The 18,816-nt window shown below is 65.5% G+C and carries 15 protein-coding genes; 5 read left to right on the forward strand and 10 right to left on the reverse strand.

Annotated features, from left to right (window positions below):
* Window positions 1–135 precede the first annotated feature (135 nt).
* Entirely contained in the window at window positions 136–858 is a 723-nt protein-coding gene (gene queC / locus LSO07_RS03940; protein WP_034784336.1) for a 7-cyano-7-deazaguanine synthase QueC, read from the forward strand.
* A gap of 78 nt (window positions 859–936) precedes the next feature.
* Window positions 937–1,842 (forward strand): sterol desaturase family protein, encoded by a 906-nt coding sequence (locus LSO07_RS03945; RefSeq protein WP_151092386.1) that lies wholly within the window; start codon window positions 937–939, stop codon window positions 1,840–1,842.
* Here LSO07_RS03945 and LSO07_RS03950 read toward each other — a convergent pair.
* The 5 genes from LSO07_RS03950 to LSO07_RS03970 all read right to left on the reverse strand — a co-directional run bounded on the left by LSO07_RS03950 (window position 1,826) and on the right by LSO07_RS03970 (window position 7,256).
* Window positions 1,826–2,509 carry a helix-turn-helix domain-containing protein gene (locus tag LSO07_RS03950; RefSeq protein ID WP_151092387.1) on the reverse strand — a complete coding sequence of 228 codons (684 nt, stop codon included), beginning with the start codon at window positions 2,507–2,509 and terminating at the stop codon, window positions 1,826–1,828. The two genes, LSO07_RS03945 and LSO07_RS03950, sit on opposite strands and share 17 nt — an antisense overlap.
* Before the next feature lie 46 nt (window positions 2,510–2,555).
* Window positions 2,556–3,794, reverse strand: a complete 1,239-nt coding sequence (locus LSO07_RS03955) for a RhtX/FptX family siderophore transporter (protein ID WP_151092389.1) — start codon at window positions 3,792–3,794, stop codon at window positions 2,556–2,558.
* The gene (locus LSO07_RS03960) at window positions 3,791–4,189 is read right to left on the reverse strand and encodes a cupin domain-containing protein (protein WP_151092391.1); all 399 of its coding nucleotides are present in this window, start codon (window positions 4,187–4,189) and stop codon (window positions 3,791–3,793) included. Before LSO07_RS03960 ends, LSO07_RS03955 begins: the two co-directional genes overlap by 4 nt.
* Before the next feature lie 8 nt (window positions 4,190–4,197).
* Complete coding sequence (locus tag LSO07_RS03965) at window positions 4,198–6,318, reverse strand: TonB-dependent siderophore receptor (RefSeq protein WP_191909574.1); 2,121 nt, start codon at window positions 6,316–6,318, stop codon at window positions 4,198–4,200.
* 107 nt (window positions 6,319–6,425) lie between these two features.
* Entirely contained in the window at window positions 6,426–7,256 is an 831-nt protein-coding gene (locus LSO07_RS03970) for a helix-turn-helix transcriptional regulator (protein ID WP_175445129.1), read from the reverse strand.
* 349 nt (window positions 7,257–7,605) lie between these two features.
* On the opposite strand from LSO07_RS03970, the gene LSO07_RS03975 reads away from it, so the two are divergent.
* Complete coding sequence (locus tag LSO07_RS03975; RefSeq protein ID WP_225317171.1) at window positions 7,606–10,605, forward strand: sensor domain-containing diguanylate cyclase; 3,000 nt, start codon at window positions 7,606–7,608, stop codon at window positions 10,603–10,605.
* Here LSO07_RS03975 and LSO07_RS03980 read toward each other — a convergent pair whose 3' ends face one another.
* Window positions 10,606–10,980 (reverse strand): hypothetical protein, encoded by a 375-nt coding sequence (locus tag LSO07_RS03980; protein WP_052140298.1) that lies wholly within the window; start codon window positions 10,978–10,980, stop codon window positions 10,606–10,608.
* Window positions 10,981–11,192: 212 nt separating this feature from the next.
* Between LSO07_RS03980 and LSO07_RS03985 the strand changes: the two genes are divergently transcribed.
* Window positions 11,193–11,429 (forward strand): hypothetical protein, encoded by a 237-nt coding sequence (locus LSO07_RS03985; protein WP_151092395.1) that lies wholly within the window; start codon window positions 11,193–11,195, stop codon window positions 11,427–11,429.
* Window positions 11,430–11,513: 84 nt separating this feature from the next.
* Here LSO07_RS03985 and LSO07_RS03990 read toward each other — a convergent pair whose 3' ends face one another.
* The gene (locus LSO07_RS03990) at window positions 11,514–12,152 is read right to left on the reverse strand and encodes an Npun_F0296 family exosortase-dependent surface protein (protein WP_151092397.1); all 639 of its coding nucleotides are present in this window, start codon (window positions 12,150–12,152) and stop codon (window positions 11,514–11,516) included.
* Between the two features lie 359 nt (window positions 12,153–12,511).
* Between LSO07_RS03990 and LSO07_RS03995 the strand changes: the two genes are divergently transcribed.
* Window positions 12,512–13,024, forward strand: a complete 513-nt coding sequence (locus LSO07_RS03995; RefSeq protein ID WP_131689372.1) for a hypothetical protein — start codon at window positions 12,512–12,514, stop codon at window positions 13,022–13,024.
* A 120-nt stretch (window positions 13,025–13,144) separates the two neighbouring features.
* Here the strand turns inward: LSO07_RS03995 and LSO07_RS04000 are convergent, their stop codons facing one another.
* The 3 genes from LSO07_RS04000 to LSO07_RS04010 are packed head-to-tail and all read right to left on the reverse strand — an operon-like array spanning window position 13,145 to window position 18,816.
* On the reverse strand, window positions 13,145–16,315 hold the full coding sequence (locus LSO07_RS04000) for an efflux RND transporter permease subunit (protein WP_151092399.1): 3,171 nt from the start codon (window positions 16,313–16,315) through the stop codon (window positions 13,145–13,147).
* Window positions 16,316–16,340: 25 nt separating this feature from the next.
* On the reverse strand, window positions 16,341–17,564 hold the full coding sequence (locus LSO07_RS04005; RefSeq protein ID WP_151092401.1) for an efflux RND transporter periplasmic adaptor subunit: 1,224 nt from the start codon (window positions 17,562–17,564) through the stop codon (window positions 16,341–16,343).
* A 13-nt stretch (window positions 17,565–17,577) separates the two neighbouring features.
* On the reverse strand, window positions 17,578–18,816 hold the full coding sequence (locus LSO07_RS04010; RefSeq protein WP_143451094.1) for a TolC family protein: 1,239 nt from the start codon (window positions 18,814–18,816) through the stop codon (window positions 17,578–17,580).

Consider the following 18,816-nt stretch of genomic DNA (forward strand, 5'->3'; position numbering starts at 1 on the left):
TGCTCCAGATGAGTAAATGCTGACTGCATGTTACCGGAATAGGTAAACTGATGGCGGACGAATAAGTATTTTTTGCACCGGGAATCATGTTTCCCTGCGCACTATTGGACAGAATAAAACTGAAAGAAAGAAATTATGCTAGCAACGGACTCCGCACTGGTGCTCTTCAGCGGTGGACAAGATTCCACCACCTGCCTGGCCTGGGCCTTGAAACACTATAGCCGCGTGGAAACCATCGGCTTTGACTATGGACAGCGTCACGCGATCGAACTGACCGTGCGCCCTGGTGTACTGGAACAGATGCGCCAGCAGTCGCCCGAGTGGGATAGCCGCCTGGGCCAGGATCACATGATCGACCTGTCCCTGATTTCCGCCATTTCCGATACGGCCATGACGCAGAACGTCGAGATCGTCATGCAGGAAAACGGCTTGCCGAACACGTTCGTGCCTGGACGCAACTTGCTGTTCATGACCGTGGCCGCCACCGTGGCGTACCGCCGCGGCTTGACGGTGCTGGTCGGCGGCATGTGCGAGACGGATTTTTCCGGCTACCCGGATTGCCGTGACGACACAATGAAGGCCCTGCAAGTGGCCCTGAACCTGGGCATGAATACGCGATTGAAGCTGGAAACGCCGCTGATGTGGCTGGACAAGGCGCAAAGCTGGGACCTGGCGGAAGACCTGGGCGGCCAGCCCCTGGTCGACCTGATCCGCAGCGGCACGCATACCTGCTACCTGGGCGAGCGGGGCGAGCTGCACGACTGGGGCTATGGCTGCGGCACCTGCCCCGCCTGCGCCCTGCGCGCGAATGGCTACCAGCAATACGCGGCGAGAAAGGCTGCAAAGCAGGCCAAATAAGCAGCTTGCGCCGTTTCTTCAAGCGGCGGGGAGGGGGACAAGGCCAAGCTGTGGTTTTTGCCACAGGAGTCCCTTGCCATGAAATCCCTCTTTGCCGCGCTGTACGGCCCCGCGTTCTGGGCCGGCTTCATCGGCGCCGCCAGTTACCTGATTGCGGTGTGTCATTATTCTCTCTGGGTCTTGCCGCCCTTGCTGCTGCTGGCCCTACTCACTTCCTTTCTTGCCGAACGCTATCTGCCGTATGACGGCGCGTGGAACCACGATCATGGCGACGGCTGGCGCGACAGCCTGCATGCGCTCGTCAATGAAGCGCTGTATCTGCTGGGCCTGGCTGCCTTTCCCTTGCTGGCCGGGCACCTGGCGCTGGGCGCATTCTGGCCAGTCCAGCTGCCGTTCTGGGCGCAACTGTTGCTGGCGATCGTCATCGCCGATTGCGGCATCACGCTCGTGCATTACCTGAGCCACCGCTATTATTTTCTGTGGAAACTGCATGCCGTGCACCACAGCGTACAGCGCCTGTATGGCTTCAATGGCTGGATGAAGCACCCGCTGCACCTGCTGCTGGAAGCGGCGGGCGGCATGCTGCCCTTGCTGCTGCTGGGCATGCCGGAGCGTGTCATGGCCGTGCTGGCGTTTGCCGTGGCGATCCAGCTGTTGCTGCAGCATGCGAATGTCGACATGCGCATGGGCCCGCTGCGCCAGATATTCGCCTGGGCGCCATTGCACCGTTTTCATCACATGAAATACGGCACGGCCGGCGATGTGAACTTCGGCCTGTTTTTTACCTGCTGGGACCGCTTGCTGGGCACGCGTTTCGATGCACCGGGCTACCGCATGCGGGGCGAGGACCTGGGCATCGGCAGCCGTCCCGATTATCCGGCCGCATACGGGGCGCAACTGCTGGAACCGTTCCGCGCGGAAGAGGGCGTGCGGGCGCCCGAGCCGCCAGCCGGTTTGCGTAAAGTCATCAATCGAGCAGCTTGACGTCGAGCTGGCGCAAGCTGCGGTCGGCGCGCACGCCGAACAGGCTGCGCATGGTGCGCGAAAAATGCGCGGCATCGGCAAAGCCGGCGCCGTGGGCCGCCTCCGTCAGTGTACTGCCGAGCAGGATGAAACGGATGGCCAGGCGCAGGCGGCGCCACAGCACCAGGCGCCGCACGGGCAGGCCCAGCTGGGCGCTGAACAGGCGTTCCAGCTGGCTCAGCGACAAATGCGCCGCCTCGGCCACGGCGGCCGCGCTGACCTTGCCCGACAGCAGCGCATCGACCTTGTCCAGCGCCCGCCGCAAGCGGGGATCGGGCAAGCGTTCGCGTGGCTGCGCCTGCAGCGCGGCGGCCAGATTGTCCAGACTGGGTACGCCGGCGCTGGCGGCTGCTGCCAGCAGAGCCGCGCCGCCCAGGCGCTGCGGCTCCGCATAGATGGTCAGCATGGGCACCGGCGCGGCCAGGATGGCGTGCGGGCGCAGGCTGTCGATCAGCAAGTGCCGCGCCGTGTGGACGATGCCGTCGAGCTTGGCCGTGAAGGGCGCGCCCGTGCTCAGCATCAGCTGGTGCGCATAATGGGCGTGGCTGTCCGTGGCGCCCGCTGCGCCATGCAAAATGGCAAAGTCTGGCGCCAGCCATAGGGTTCCCTGCCAGCGGTCGTCGTGCAAGCGATGCTCCCGTGTCTGCAATCGCCAGCACTGTACAGCAGCGCGCTCAGGCCCGCTGGCGTTGCTGCGCCAACTGGCGCGCCAGCAACATGGCCAGCAGGGCGCAGACGATGCCGAGCGTGAAACTGCCGCCGTAGCCGGCCGTGGCCGCCACGCCCGTCAAGGTGGACGAGGTGAGGATTTCACCGCCGTCGCGCATGCTTTGCACGGCCGTCATGTCCGTGCCCGCCTGTCCGCTCTGGCGGGCAAACTGCATCGCCATGGTCAGCATGGAGACCGATGCACAGCCGGCGCCGAAGCAGCCCAGCGCCGTCGCCAGCCAGACCAGGCTGGACGGCAGGGGCGCCGCCATCGCTGCCAGCCACAGCCACAGGCCGGCAGCGGCCGCAGAGGCGCCTATGCCTAGCAGGAAGACGCGCTGCGGGCCATGGCGGCCCATCAGCCAGGCGCCGCCGCCACAGCCCAGCAGCACGGTGATCATGCCACCGGCCATGCCCACCTTGCCGACATCTTCCAGCGGCCAGCCGGCGTCGACCAGCAGCAGTTTCGACAGGCCATAGCCGGCCACGGCTGTCATGGACGACAAAAAGGCGATGCCCAGCAGCGCCGGCGCACCGGGCCGGCGGATGAAGCCGCGCAAGCTGGCCTTGCGTGGCGCCGGGACCGGGACCGGGACCGATGCGGGCAGCGCGGCCGCGAGCGGGCTCTCGCGCCACAGCACGACGAGCGCCAGGCTGGCGGCACCGATCACCGCCAGTGCCAGCAGCGCCACGCGTTGATCGAACATGCCCGACAGCATCAATACTCCGGAGCCGCCCGTGAAAAAGCCCACCATGGTGCCGCCCACCTGCAAGGCGTTGGCGCGGCCCAGCGCGGCGCCTTCGAAGCGCTCGGCCAGCAGGCCGTCGGTAGCGATATCTTGCGTGGCGCTGGCCAGCGAACCCATCGCTGCCAGGGCGACGATCAGCGGCGCCGTGGCGGCAGACAGCCCCAGCAGGGCGGCGCCCAGCAGGCAGGCGGTGGCCAGCGCCTGCATCGGCAGCAGCCAGCTGCGGCGCCGGCCCACGCGGGCGTTCCAGCGGTTGTCGACTTGCGCCGCCCAGAGAAATTTCAGGACCCAAGGCAAGCCCACCAGCGGTAAAAAAGCCAGGGCGTCGAGCGGCGCGCCGTCGCGGCGCAGCATGGCCGGCAGCGCTTCCATGGCCAGCCCCAGCGGCACGCCTTGCGTGAAGTACAGGGCCGCCACCATCAGCCACAGGTGCGCCCGCCGCAGTGCCGGCCTCATGCGGCACCGCCCACTTTGCGGTGTTCGCTGCCGATGCTGGGCGTGATGAACAGCAGGCGTCCGGGGACGTCCACCTGCAGCCGGTGCCAGGTGCCGCACGGCACGATGCAGGCTTGCCCCGCCTGCAAGGCGACGCGGCGTTCCGCGCCATCGTGCGTTTGCAGCACCAGTTCGATGCTGCCTTCGAGCAGGCACAGGGTTTCGTCGCCGCGCGGGTGGCGCTCCCAATGGTCGCCGTGCACGGACTGGGCGTCGCTGACGTGCTTGACGCCGATGATCCAGTCGGCGCGGCTCTTGCCGCGCGCATGGTAGGGAATGGCCAGGGCCAGCGCATCGGGGTGCAGCGCGAGCAGGTGGCCATCGAGCGGGAAAATGGTCAAGGTGTTGTCATTCATGGGGGACCTCAATACTGGGCGCGCAGGGACAGCATCACGCTGCGCGGCTCGCCATAGCGGTTGTTCCAGGCCGTGCCGGACAGGCTCTGGTAATAGTGTTTGTCGAACAGGTTGTTGACATTGAGCGCGGCCGTGAAATGGTGGTCGATGCGCCAGCCCAGGCGGGCATTGGCCAGCGCATAGCCGGCCTGGCGCAGCGTCACGCCGCCCGAGGTGACGCTGTAGCGGCTTTGCGCCTGCAGGCCCAGTCCGGCGCTCAAACGGCGTCCGGCCCACGGCAGGGTGGCGTTGGCCCACGCGCGCAGGATGTGGGCGGGTGCGAAGCTGGCAAACGGCTGGCCCTGCGATTCGGCATCCTTCAGGTAGCGCGTCGTGTTGTAGCTGTAGCCGGCCGACAGGTTCAGGTCGGGCGTCAGCTGGCCGTTCGCTTCCGCTTCCAGGCCGCGGCTTTGCACTTCGCCGCCGGCGATGTAATAGCAGACGTTGCCCGCGCAAGGGAAATTCGGGTCTTCCTGGGCCCGCTTGTTCTGGCGGATCTGGTACACGGCCAGGGAAACGTCCAGCTTGCCATTCGCCAGCGCACCCTTGATCCCCGCTTCCAGGTTGTTGCCCGTCACGGGAGCTAGCGTCTTGCCGTCGATGGTGGCCTGGCTTTGCGGCTGGAACACTTGCGTATAGCTGCCATAGCCGGACCATTGCGGCGACAGGGCGTAGACCAGGCCGCCATACGGTGTCAGCTGGGTATCCGGTTCCACGCGCGCCGTGCGCGTTTCCTGTTTCCAGCGGCTCAGGCGCGTGCCGGCGATGGCCGTCAGCGCGTCGCTCACCTGGAAGCGCCCCATGGCATAGGCGCCCCACTGACTGACCTTGGTCGGGCCGCGCGAGGCATACGCGCTGGTGGCCGGTTCCGCCAGCGCGTAGGGGTTCCAGTGGAAGACGTCATGGGTGCCCTTCGGCGGCGGCAGGAAGCTGGCGGAGAACTGTTCGCTGGACGTGTGCTGGACGTTGGCGCCCAACAATAGTTCATGCTGGCGTCCGCCCAGGCGGAAGGGACCGCTGGCGTAGGCATCGACGCTGTTCTGCAGGTTGTCGAAGCGGTAGGCGGCGCCCATCACGCTCGAGGATGGACGTTGGTCGCGGCGCGCGGCGCCATATGCACCCGCGTATTTCAGGAAGGAATCCCCGGACAAGTGATTGGCCTGCACCTTGGCTTGCCAGCCATTGGCAAAATGCTGCTCCAGGCTGGCGAAGACGCGCTGGGTATCCCAGTCGAACTGGTCCCAGGCCGCATCGAGATAGGTGGAACGGGGCAAGCCGATATCGCCGCCGTCCGCATAGCGGGGCACGCCTGCCATGTTGGTGATGGAACGGATGCGCTGTTTCTGTACACCCACGCTGAGCGTGCTGCCCGGCGTCAGGTCCAGTTCGGCGACGCCATACAGATTGCTGCTGTTCTGCTGCGCCACGTCATAGAAAAAGCCCCGTTCCTCGTGCGTGGCGACGACGCGCGCGCGTAGCGTGGCCGCGGCGTTCAGGGGGCCGCCGATGTCGGCTTCGCCACGGCGCCGGTCCCAGCTGCCGGCCGACAGCGCACCTTGCGCGGCGAAGTTCTTTTGCGGCCGCTTGGCCACCAGGTTGACGGTGGCGGCAGGGTTGCCGCTGCCATGCAGCAAGCCATTCGCGCCGCGCAGGATTTCCACGCGTTCCAGCATCGCCATGTCTTGCTGCGGACTGGCCATGTGACCCATCAGCACGGGCACGCCGTCCTGTTCGAAGGAATCGATCTTGAAGCCGCGCGCATAGTAGGCCGTGGTCAGCAGCTGGAACGGCTGCACGGTGGTGCCCGTCGCCTGCTGCAGCACGTCGTCGAGCGTCTGCAGGTTTTGTTCCTGCATGCGTTCCTGGCTGATGATGCTCAGCGACTGCGGCGTGTCCTTCAGCGAGGCGCCCGTCTTGCCCATGCTGGCGCCCGCTTCGCGCGTGGCCGTGACGGCGATGACGGGCAGACTGGCCTCGGGTGCCGGCGCGTCGGCCGCCTGCGCCAGGGGGCTGCAGCCGAGGGCGGCCAGGACGTGCAGGGTATGCCGGGGCCAGCGCACGCCGCGTGGGGGGAGGGGAAACATTGCCATGAAAAACCAGACCTTTCGTATTGAGAATCAATCTCAATATGGTAAGGACCGAGGGCGTCAGGGCGTTAAGGATTGCCGCTGTTTTCCTGGCGATTGCGCGTATTGCGTCAGGCGCAGCGCAGGTCGCTGGGGGAAACGCCGTAGCGCTGCCGGAACACCTTGCTGAAATGCGAATCCGTATAGCCGCAGGCATGCGCCGCGTCGGCCACGCTGATGTTGCCGGCCGCCAGCATGCGGTACGCCAGTTCCAGCCGCTGCTCGCGCACGTAGGCGAAGACGCTGGTGCCGAACTGCTGGCGAAAGCCCTGGCTCAGGGTGCTGGCGTTGGTGCCGGCCAGGCGCGCCAGTTCCGGCAAGGTGGGCGGTGCGTGCAGGCGCTGCAGCAAGATGTCGCGCGCCTGCTGCAGGCAGCGCAGCTGGCGTGTGCCGGGCGCCGTCTCGGCCGCGGCGCCGGTGCCGGTCAGGCCGTCCATCACGGCCGCTGTCAGTTCCAGCGCCTTGCCGGATAAATACAGCTGACGCAGCGGACCGGCCAGCGGGCACAGCATGATTTGCCGGCCCAGCGCCTGCACGGCCTTGCCGGCGTATCCGTTCGCCGTGGCCATGGTCTGCCGCGCGGCCGGAGCGATGCGCCGCGCCAGCGAACCAAGCTCGGCGCCGAAGGTATCGTGCAAGGCCTGCATCGGCATGCGTACGCTCAGGTACTGCAGCGGTTGCCGTGCCGCATAGTGGTGGCTGACGGAAAACGGCGTGTCGCTCAGGCTGATATGGAAGGCCGGGCCTTCGACACTCACGGCGCCACCGCTTTGCAGTTGATAATCCAGCTGGCCGCCCAGGACCAGCACCAGTTTCAGTCCTGCCTCATTGTGTTCGATGCTGTGCGCCGGCGCCGGAAAGGACAGGGTGCCCGCGCTGAGTTCCAGCGTTGGCGTGGCCAACGGTAGTTGCCAGGAAGTGTCGTGGGAGGAAGGCGGCTGGGAGGGCATCGTCGAGGGTGTGGAGGAAAAGCGGGATGATCATTATAAATGAGAATCATTATCAGTTGCGATGGCGTCGACTTTGTGCTGGGAAAACTCAGTTGCAGCTTCGCAATTCGTGGTCTTTTTAATACAATATTCAGCATTGCAAGGGCGCCCGCTGTAACGTACTATCATTCTCATCGACTACCGATGGTCGTCGTGCGGCCCGCCGCCAGCCATGTTGCTGGCCGTGTAGCGGTTTGATGTCCGTCCTGCTTTTTCGCCTGCCATGTCTACACGCGCGTCTACGTCGTGGTTTGCTCGTTCAGTGTCGCACTGGCTGGGACCGCGCGCGTTGGCCTCGCTGGTGCTGGCGCTGTGCCTGGGATTGACGTATGGCGCCTGGCGCAATGCCGACGACGCCAGCGAACAGCAGGTGCAGGCCGATTTCGATTTCCGCGTGCGCGAACTGGTGGGCAATATCGTCGGCCGCATGCAGACCTACATCCAGGTGCTGCACGGGGTGCAGGGCCTGTATGCCAGTTCGCAGGAAGTCACGCGCCGCGAATTCCATGCCTATCTGGCGGTGCAGCAAGTGGACCGCCACTTTCCCGGTATTCACGGCATCGGCTACCTGCCGCTGCTGTCCGGCGCCGCCCTGGCACGGCATGAGGCCAGCGTGCGCGCGGACGGCTATCCCGGCTATGCCGTGCGTCCGCACGGCCAGCGCGATTGGCATGCGCCCATCACTTATCTGGAACCTTTGAGCGAGAGCAACCTGCTGGCCTTCGGCTATGACATCGGGTCCGAACCCGTGCGCCGGGCCGCGCTGGAGCAGGCGCGCGACACGGGGCAAGCCGCCATGACGGGCAAGATCCACCTGGTGCAAGATGGCGGCAGCGCCCGGGCGCATGGCTTCCTGGTCGTATTGCCCGTGTATGACAATGGCTTGCCGCACGCCAGCGTGGAGCAGCGGCGCGCCGCCTTGCGCGCCTGGGTGTTTGCGCCGTTCCGCATGGGGGATCTGATGGCGGGCGTGGGCGGCGAGGGCGCGCGCCAGCTGGATCTGGAAATCTATGATGGCGCGCAACTGGCCGAGGCGGCCCTGATGTATGACAGCTTGCCGGGCGCCTTGTCGTCTGTCGCTTCGGACAGCCTGGTGTCGCAGCAGGCGATCACCATCGCCGGCCATGCCTGGACCTTGCGCATGCGCGCCATGCCGGGCTTTGATGGCGAACTGCTGGCGCGGCCCCGCCTGGTGGCCTGGACCGGCTTGCTGGCCAGCATCGGGCTGGCGCTGGCCACCTGGCTGCTGGCGGCGGGCCGCGCCCGCGCCCAGGCGGCGCTGGCGCGCTCGAGCGAACTGACCGGCCAGCTGGAGCAGGGGCAGGCGAGCGTGCTGGCCATGGCCGAGGCGGCGCAGCGCAGCCAGGCCATGCTGCGCAGCATCCTCGATTCGACCATCGACGGCATTCTGGTCGACAATACCGATGGCCGCATCTTCACGTCGAACCGGCGCTTCCGCGACCTGTGGCAAGTGCCCGATGCACTCGACTGGCAAGCCGATGGCGCGGCGCTGGTGCGCCATGTGGAAAGCCAGCTGGAGCAGGCGGCGCCGTTCCTCGGGGCACGCGCCCACGCACCGCATGGCCACCGCGAGCGGCGCGACGTGCTGCACCTGCGCGATGGACGGGTGGTCGAGCAATATGTGCGCAGCATGCAGCTGGGCAATGAGCAGGCGCGCCTGTGGACCTTCCGCGATATCAGCGAGCGCAGCCAGATGGAACGGCGCGAACATACGCGGCGGCAGGTGCTGGAAATGCTGGCCACGGGCGCGCCGCTGGAACGGGTGCTGGAAAGCGTGGTGCTGAGCGTGCAAGCGGACCATCCCGCCATGCTGTGCAGCATCTTGCTGCTCGATGAAAGCCGCCACCGCCTGGTGCTGGGCGCTGCGCCGAGTTTGCCTGCGTTTTTCAACCTGGCCAGCCATGGCCATGACCTCGATACCCTGCAGGGCGTGCATGGCATCGCCGCGCAAGCCGTGCGCGACGGCCAGCGCGTGATCGTCGGCGACCTGCATGCCGATGCGCAGGAAACGATGGAACTGGCGTGGCGGGCCCAGCTGCAATCGTGCTGGGCCGAGCCCGTGCGTGGCGGCTCGGGCAAGCTGCTCGGTGTGCTGATGGCGTATCACCGCCAGCCGACGCTGCCGGGCGCGGCGCATCTGGCGCGGCTGAGCGAGGCGGCGCACCTGGCCGGCATGGCCATCGAACAGGCGCAAGTGGCGCTGGCCCTGCGCGCCGGCGAAGCGCGTTTCCGCAGCCTGTACGACCATGCGCCCGTGGCCCTGTGGGAACAGGACTGGTCGGCCGTGCGCGCCGCGCTCGATGCCTTCGAACAAGCGGGCGTGCGCGACCTGGGCGCCCACTTCCAGGCCCATCCGGACGCGCTGCGGCAACTGGCGGGGCTGGTGCGCATCATCGATGCGAACGGCGCCGCCCTGGCGCAGGTGCGCGCCAACGAGGACGATCAGCGCCGCGGTGCGCTGGGCCTGGCGCAGAATTTCGACGACAGCGCCTTGCCCCGTTTCGGCGACGCGCTGCTGGCGCTGGCTGGCGGCGCCCACCTGTACGAGTGCGAGAGCAGCTTCGTGCGCCTCGATGGCGCGGCGCGGCAAAATGAATTGAGCTTGCTGGTGATGCCCGGCCATGCGGACAGCCTCGATTTCGTCATGGTGTCCTCGCTCGATATCACCGAGCGCAAGCGCATGAACGCGGAACTGCTGCAACTGGCTACCACGGATTTCCTGACCGGTTTGCCGAACCGGCGCCACTTCATGGCGTCACTGGAAAACGAGCATGCCCGCTTGCAGCGTGAGCTGGCCAGCTGCGCCAGCGTGCTGATGCTCGACATCGATCACTTCAAGCGCGTCAACGACGAGTATGGCCACGCCGTGGGTGATGCCGTGCTGCGCCACCTGGGCGCGCTGATGTGCCAGGCGCTGCGCAAGGTCGACGTGCCGGGCCGCGTGGGCGGCGAAGAATTCGCCATCCTGCTGCCCGGCACCGACCTGTCGGCAGCGGCCGTGTTTGCCGAACGGCTGCGCCGGCGCGTGGCGGAAAGTTCGCTGACCATCGATGGCGGCATTGTGATCACCGTCACGGTGAGTATCGGCATGGCCGCCATGGCCGGCACCGATGCCGATTGCGACGCCGTGCTGGCGCGCGCCGACGAGGCGCTGTACCGGGCTAAGCGGGGTGGGCGCAACCGCATCGAGCAGAATGACGGCGGCAGCGACGGCGTGCTCAGCAAGTTCATGGCGCAATGATTACAGGCTGTGCTGACGCGCTTGCGCCTGCTTGCGGTTGCGGCTGACGATCAGCCAGACGATGGCGACGGGAATGAGCAGCGGCAGCAGCACGGGCGTGCTCAATGCCAGCGCCAGTACCACGCAGAGCGCCACCACCGCGATCAGCACCACGCCCACGCCGGCCAGGACGACGCCGGTGATGACGGCGGCGCACACCACCGCAATGGCGGCGATCAGCAAGCCGCCGCCGGCAAACACCAGGCCGAACAGCCATTCCAGCGGACCGTCGACATCGTCGCCGTTGAACTGCATGTGCATGTCGCTGCCGCCGATCTTGTCGAGGAACAGGCAGGCGAGCATGACGATGAGGACGAAGGTGAGCAATTTTTTCATGGTGAGCCTCAGTGTGTGGGTGATGGGGTGTTGCATGATCACACTGTAGGGGCGCGCCCGGCTTGCCGCCAGCGGCGTGCGACAGGCCGTCATTTTCACGGTATGGAAAGCGCTGGCGGGGCGAAAAACGCTGATCTGGAACAAGATTTCTTTTCTTGTAATGTGCGCAAGCCGTCCTATACTGAATACCTCAGTCTCGCAAGGAGGGCAACATGCTTTTGTTTGCAGATACCGGGGATCAATCGCTATCCCCCCCTGACCATCGAATCACGCGCCAGCGTAGCGCCACGCAGTCCTGCGCCGAGCCCGTCGGCGCGCCATCGGCGATACCGCCGATCATCATCACCCCATTCAACTACCATGCACCGCTGCCGGCCATCGACCCGCGCTGGGTACCGCCCGGTCCTCCGCTGACCTGGCCCAGCCGGCCTGCCATGTCCATGTGTTGAGGCGGCTATAAGGCGTTGCCGTCCATGCGATGGCTGGTTGTGAAAAAAGCCCGCATCGCGGGCTTTGGCTTGCGCATGGCCGTGTTATGACGCTTTGCGGCGCAGCATGAAACCCAGCAGGCCCAGACCGGCCAGCAGCATGGCGTATGTTCCCGGTTCCGGCACGGCGGCGATGTAGGCGTGGTTGTCGCTTTCAAACGCGTTCGTGTTTGGCGAATGGAAGGCGACCGAGGTGAAGCTCGCCCCTTGGCCGGCCCAGGCGTTGATATACAGGCCGACGGACTGGTCGCCATTCGGGCTGACGCCGCCCAGGGCGGCCATTTGCGAACCGGTCAGGACGACTGTGCTGCTGTCGCCCATGGTGAAGACGATGCTGTTGTACGTGTCGGGCGATCCCATGTAAAAACCAAAATAGCTGAGTCCGCCACTGAAGGTGGCCGTGCCTGGCGTGATCTGGCCATCCGAGACGCCGACGGAATAGAAGGCCGTCAAGTCATTCGGCGGTTGCGCGGCATAGCTGGGGTGGTTGCTGGTAAACACGGCGCCCGTGTAGTTGCTTGGTAGTAAGCCATCGTTGAAGTTGATCGTCGTGGCGCCTGCGACCGAGGTGACAAGGCCTTCCCCTGCCAGTGCCGTGCCGCCGGCAGTGAAGGTGGGGACGGCGCTTGCGGTACCTGCGGCGACCGTTAGCGTGGCCAAGGCCAGCGTAGTCAAGATTTTCATGTGAGTCCCTCTGATGAGTATAGTTATATGCAGCGGTAATGGACGATAGAGATGCCTGGCGTGGCGGGGCAATGCGGCGTGCGGGGACGAGGGACGTCGCGTGAGAAAAGAATTTCTTGGAGCCAAGCATTACTACATGCAATATTTAAATACAAAAAACACAATTCAGATTGCAAAATAATAATAGGTTTACTTGAGAAATATCAAAGCTCGATTACTAGAATAAAGCTACTACATTGATAGCTTGTCTTCTTGCCGGGATCGACTATGGCGGGCCGCGCCTTACCTTGCGGCAAGGCGGCACGGGTGGGCGTTTTCGACTATCATGCTAGCCCCGACCTTCCATCACGAGCACCGCCATGAGTACCGATTTTCCCGACTTTTCCGACGAAGCAGCCGAGCAAGACAATGACGCCCCGATCCAGGAGCCGCGCCTGTGGGTAGGCAATGGCTGGACGGCGCGCGTGATCAAGAACGAGGAAGATGAGGGCTGGGCCGTGGCCATGATCAAGGATGGCGAACCGGAGCCGGCCCTGGTGGGCCCGTGGACCATGGGGCGCGACAAGAAAAATCCGAAGCCGCTCGACGTCAACGCGTTCAACACGCTGGTCAAGACGGCTTCGGAAGTGCTGCGCCGCCATGAGCAGCAGCTGCATGCCCAATTGCACAAGAACCTGTTTGTCGCCACCGACGAGGGGCAAGTCAAGGTGATGTTCGACATCGTGCCCGACGAAGAGCACCCGTATGCGGAACTGAGCGCCTACGACGCCGACGGCGAGCAGATCGCCAAGGTGCGCACCTCGGCCGCCTTCAAGTTCAACGCCACATCAGCGGCGAACTGGATCGAAGGCGGCTACCGCCGGCCAGGCTAGCAAAATCTACTGCGCGGCACGCTTTGCGGCCTCCGATGCTCGCTGTACTTAAGTACAGCTGCGCTTCTCGGCCACAAATCGAAGCCGCTCGCTACGATTTTGCTACGCCTGGTTCCAGGACTACACCGCCGCGCCTTCGGGCGCGGCCTGCATTTCCACCTCGTCTTCCCTGCGGTACGCCAGCCGGTACAGCAGCGGCAGCACCAGCAGGGTCAATGCCGTCGAAGATAAAATGCCGCCGATCACCACGGTGGCCAGCGGACGCTGCACTTCAGCGCCCGTGCCCGTGGCGATAGCCATCGGCACGAAACCCAGCGACGCCACCAGCGCCGTCATCAGCACGGGCCGCAAGCGCGTGATCGCCCCTACACGTATCGCCTCCTGCAAGGGCATGCCCTGTTCGCGCAGCTGGCGGATATAGGCGATCATCACGAGGCCGTTCAGCACGGCCACGCCGGACAGGGCGATGAAGCCGACTGCGGCCGAGATCGACATGGGAATGTCGCGCAGCCACAGGGCGACGATGCCGCCCGTCAAGGCGAACGGGATGCCGCTGAACACCAATAAGCCATCCTTCACGTTGCCGAACATGGCAAACAGCAAGACGAAGACGAGGGCCAGCGCCACCGGCACCACCAGCTCCAGGCGTTTCGTGGCCGACTGCAATTGCTCGAACTGGCCGCCCCAGCTGGTCCAGTAGCCGGGGGGAATGGCTACCTGCGCTTGCAGCTGCTGCGTGGCGTCGGCCACGAACGAGCCGATGTCGCGGCCGCGCACGTTGGCGCTGATGACGATGCGGCGCTTGCCGTCTTCGCGGCTGATCTGGTTCGGCCCCGGCGCCACTTGCAGGCTGGCCACTTCGCCCAGCGGGATGAAGCGGGCGCGGCCTTCCGCCGCCGCGCCCAGGGGCAGGGCGATGGGTAGGCGTTTGAGTTGCTCCAGGTCGCTGCGCAGGCTGTCGGGCAGGCGCACGACGATGTCGAAGCGGCGGTCGCCCTGGAACAGGGTGCCCGCTTCCTGCCCGCCGATGGCCGTGGCAATTGCCGCCTGCACGTCGGCAATGTTGAGGCCGTAGCGGGCAGTCTGCTCGCGGTCGATCTGCACCGTCAGCATGGGCAGCCCCGTCGTCTGCTCGACCTTCACTTCCGTGGCGCCCGGAATCTTCCCAAGCACGCCGGCGATCTTCGCCGCCGTGCCGTCGAGCACGGCCATGTCGTCGCCGAACAGTTTGACGGCCACGTCGCTGCGCACGCCGGAAATCAGTTCATTGAAGCGCAGCTGGATCGGCTGCGAAAACTCGTAGTTGTTGCCCGGCAAGCTGGTGGCCGTCGCTTCGATTTCCGCCAGCAATTGCTCGCGCGATTTCCCGGGTTGCGGCCACTGGTCGCGGGGCTTGAGCATGATGTAGCCGTCGGAAATATTCGGCGGCATGGGGTCGGACGCGATCTCGGCTGTACCCGTGCGGGCGAACACGCGCGCGATTTCCTTGTGGTTTGCCATCAGCTTGCGTTCCAGCTGCTGCTGCATGGCCAGCGATTGCGTCAAGCTGGTGCCGGGGATGCGCAGGGCCTGGATGGCGATGTCGCCCTCGTTCAGGCTGGGCACGAATTCGCTGCCCATGCGCGTGGCCAGCAAGCCCGACAGCACTACGGCCACGGCCGCGCCCGTCAGCACGACAGGCGTGTTGCGCATCACCTTGTCCAGCAGCGGCGCATACCAGCGCTTGGCCGCGCGCATGATGGCGTTTTCCTTTTCCGCCACCTTGTCGCCGATAAACAGCGCCACGGCGGCCGGGATGAAGGTGATCGACAGCAGCATGGCGCCCAGCAGGGCGATGACGACCGTCAGGGCCATCGGCGTAAACATGCGGCCTTCCACGCCCGTCAGGGCAAAGATGGGCAGGTACACGACCATGATAATCAGCTGGCCATACAGCAGGGGGCGGCGCGCCTCCTGCGATGCCGCAAACACTTCGTGAAAACGTTCCTGCAAGGTCAAGGGCCGTCCCAGTTTCTGCTGCGCATGGGCCAGGCGGCGCACGCAGTTTTCCACGATCACCACGGCGCCATCGATGATGATGCCGAAGTCCAGCGCGCCCAGGCTCATCAGATTGGCGCTCACATGGTATTGCACCATGCCCGTAAACGTGAACAGCATGGCCAGCGGAATCACCATGGCCGTGATGATTGCCGCGCGGATATTGCCGAGGAACAGGAACAGGATGGCGATCACCAGCACGGCGCCTTCGAGCAGGTTTTTCTTCACCGTATTGATGGCTTTGTCGACGAGCACCGTGCGGTCATACACGGTGACGGCGTGCACGCCTTTCGGCAGGCTGCGGTTGATCTCCAGCATCTTCTTGTCGACGGCTTGCGAGACGGCGCGGCTGTTCTGGCCGATCAGCATGAAGACCGTGCCGAGCACCACTTCGCGGCCGTTTTCCGTGGCCGCGCCCGTGCGCAGCTCGCGCCCCAGCACCACGTCGGCCACGTCGCGGATGCGGATCGCCACGCCCTGCACATTGGCGACGACGATGTTGGCAAGGTCGCTTTTTGATGCCACCTGGCCCGGCGCGCGTATCAGCAACTGCTCGCCCTGCCTTTCGATGTAGCCGGCGCCCACGTTGCTGTTGTTGCGCTCGAGCGCCGTCACCACGTCTTGCAGGCTGATGCCGTAGGCGGCCAGTTTTTCCGGATACGGCGCCACCTGGTATTGCTTGGCGTAACCGCCGATGGCATTGATTTCCGTGACACCCGTGACATTGCGCAACTGCGGCTTGATGATCCAGTCCTGGATTTCGCGCAAGTCCGTCGGCGTGTAAGGCGTGCCATCGGGCTTTTTCGCGCCGTCCTGCGTTTCCACCGTCCACAGGTAGATTTCGCCGAGGCCCGTGGAGACGGGGCCCATCTTCGGCGTGATGCCGGCCGGCAGACTTTCCTTCGCCTCCTGCAAGCGCTCGTTGATCATCTGGCGCGCAAAATAGATGTCCGTGCCATCCTTGAAGATCACGGTGACCTGCGACAGGCCATAGCGTGACAGCGAACGCGTCTGTTCCAGGTTCGGCAAGCCGGCCATGGCCGTCTCGATGGGGAACGTCACGCGCTGCTCGGTTTCCAGCGGCGAATAGCCGGCGGACTGGGTATTGATTTGCACCTGCACATTGGTGATGTCGGGCACGGCGTCGATGGGCAGCTTTTGATAGCTGTAGATGCCCAGGCCAGCCATGGCGGCCACGGCCAGCATCACCAGCCAGCGCTGGTCGATGGCGAAGCGGATCAAGCGTTCAAACATGATGGTTTCCTTAGCCTTGACGTGATCAGTGTTCGTGACCGGCGGAGTCCTTGCCCAGCTCGGACTTCAGGACAAAACTGCCTTGCGCCGCGTACGGCGTGCCGGCGGCAAGCCCCTGCTTGATGTGCGTCAAGGTGCCATCGCTGCGGCCCAGCACCACGGGCGTGGCCTGGTAGCCATCTTTCACCTGCACGAAGACGACGGGCTTGTCTTCCACCGTCTGGATCGCCGTGCTGTGCACGGTGACAGGCGCGTCCGCTTCGCCGGAGACCACTTCCACCGTGACGAAGAGGCCCGGGCGCCAGGCCATGTCGGGATTCAGCAAGCTGATGCGTGCCTTGGCCGTGCGCGTCTGCTCGCCCAGCAGCGCGCCCACATAGGTGATCGTGCCTTGCGCGCTGGCATCGAAGGCGGACGCTTTCACTTCCGCCTTGCCTCCCATGCGCACGGTGGCCAGGTCTTTCGCCGGCACGGCGATTTCCGCCCACACGGTCGACAGGTCGGAAATGACGAAGATGTTCGCGTCTTCCTTGACGGCTTCGCCCAGCGTGATGTGTTTTTCCAGCACCATGCCGTCGAACGGCGCGCGGATGTCGTAGCGGTTCAGCGGCCCCTTGCTGGTCCCGGTCCCGGTCCCGGAACCACTGGCGCCCAGCGCGCTGAGCTTTTGCTGCGCGTTCTGCACGGCGATTTCCGCCTCGCGCCACGCTTGCTGCGCCTGCAGGTAATCCTGTTCGGCCGAGATTTTTTCGCGCCACAGCTTTTCTTCGCGCTCATAGGTGGAACGGGCCAGCGACAGCCGTCGCTGCGCCGACAGCAGCGCGCTGCGTTGTTCCGACAGTTCCGTGCTGGCGATGACGGCCAGCACTTGTCCCTTTTTCACCAGCTGGCCCAGGTCCGCGTGCACGGCTTCCACCACGCCAGCCAGGCGCGGCACGACGTGGGCCGTGCGGTCTTCATTGAAACGGATTTCACCGGGCAGGGCGACCGTCGTCTTGATGCGGCCAGGCGCGGCCGTGGCGATGACGACGCCGGCTGCCTTGCTTTGCGCAGCCGTCAATTCCAGCTTGCCTTCCACTTCTTCGTGGCCGTGTTCGTCTTTCTTTTCCACATGTGCTTCCGCCTTGGCGGCCGGGACTGCCGGGGCGCTGGACTTGCCCGTGCCGAGGATGAGGATTGCCAGCACGATGCCGGCGGCGGCGATGGAGACGATGGCGATCGCCTGCTTTTTGTTCAGTGTGATATTCATGGTCGGGGATTCCTTACAGGGGAGCTGGTGTGCCCAGCAGGCGCTCGATGTCGGCGGCGGCGTGCTGCGCTTCCGTCAGCGCGCGCAGGTATTGGTTTTTGGCTTGCAGCAAGGTGCGCTGGGCATCGAGCACGTCGAGGAAGGCGAACTTGCCGAACTCGAAGCCCTTGCTGGCCGCGTCGTAGGCGCTCTGGGCGCCAGGCAAGATGTCCTGGCGCAAGCTTTCCACGTCGAGCCGGGCCGTGGCCAGGCGTTCGGTGGCGGCGGCCACGTCCGTTTGCACGGCGATGCGGGCGGCGGCCAGCTCGTCGCTGGCCTTGTCGCTGCGCCGCAGTGCGTCGAGCTTGTTGCCGGCATTGCGGTCGAACAGGGGCAGCGGCAAGGCCAGGCCGATGATGGCCTGGTTGCGGCCCAGCTCTTCCGAACGCTTCATGCCGATACTGACCGTAACGTCGGGCGTGGCGCGCCGCTGTTCCACGTCCAGCATCGCTTGCCGCTGGGCCAGCGCGCTTTGCGCCTGGCGCACGGCCGGGGCCTGGGCCAGGCGCGCCGCCAGTTCGCTGGCCGGGGGCAGCTCGGGCACGGTTTCCAGGCGTCCCTCCGCGAGGGTAAAACGTGGCGTGGCGTTGCCCCACAGGGAGGCCAGGCGCTTGCGGGCGCTGGCCAGGGTGCTGCGGGCCAGGTTCAGCTCCAGCCGCACGCTCGCTTCGGCGACCCTGGCGCGGGTTTCCTCGACGGGCGAAGCCTTGCCTGCCGTGACCCGGCGCGCCGTGATGTCGCTGGCGCGCGCGGCCAGCGCCTGCGCGCTGTCGGCCAGGCGCAAGCCTTCCTGCGCCGCCAGCACGTCGACAAAGGCGGAAGTCACGGCGGCGCGGGTTTCCGCCTGCTGCAGCGACAGGCCCGCTTGCGCCAGGTCTTCGCCACGCTGGGCGACGGCGGCGCGCGCCCCCCGCTTGCCGCCCAGTTCGATGAGCTGGTTGAGCTGCACGGTGGTGCTGCGCGAGGCGCGCCGCGTGTCTTCCAGCACGGTTTGCAGTTCCGGATTGGGCAGGGCGCGCGCCTGTTGCAGGGCGCCCCCTTGCGCCGCCAGTTCATGGCGGGCAGCGGACAAAGTGGCGTTGCCGCCCTCGGCGAGCAGCAGCGCGGCAGGCAAGGTCAGGGGGCCGGCAGGCTCCTGTGGAGCTTGCGCATGGACAAAGTTGCCAGCCAACAGGCTGGCGGAGAGTAATAACAGATAGATGGATCGGTACAT

This window comes from Janthinobacterium sp. PLB04 (assembly GCF_021165895.1).
GTDB classification, from domain to species: domain Bacteria; phylum Pseudomonadota; class Gammaproteobacteria; order Burkholderiales; family Burkholderiaceae_D; genus Janthinobacterium; species Janthinobacterium lividum.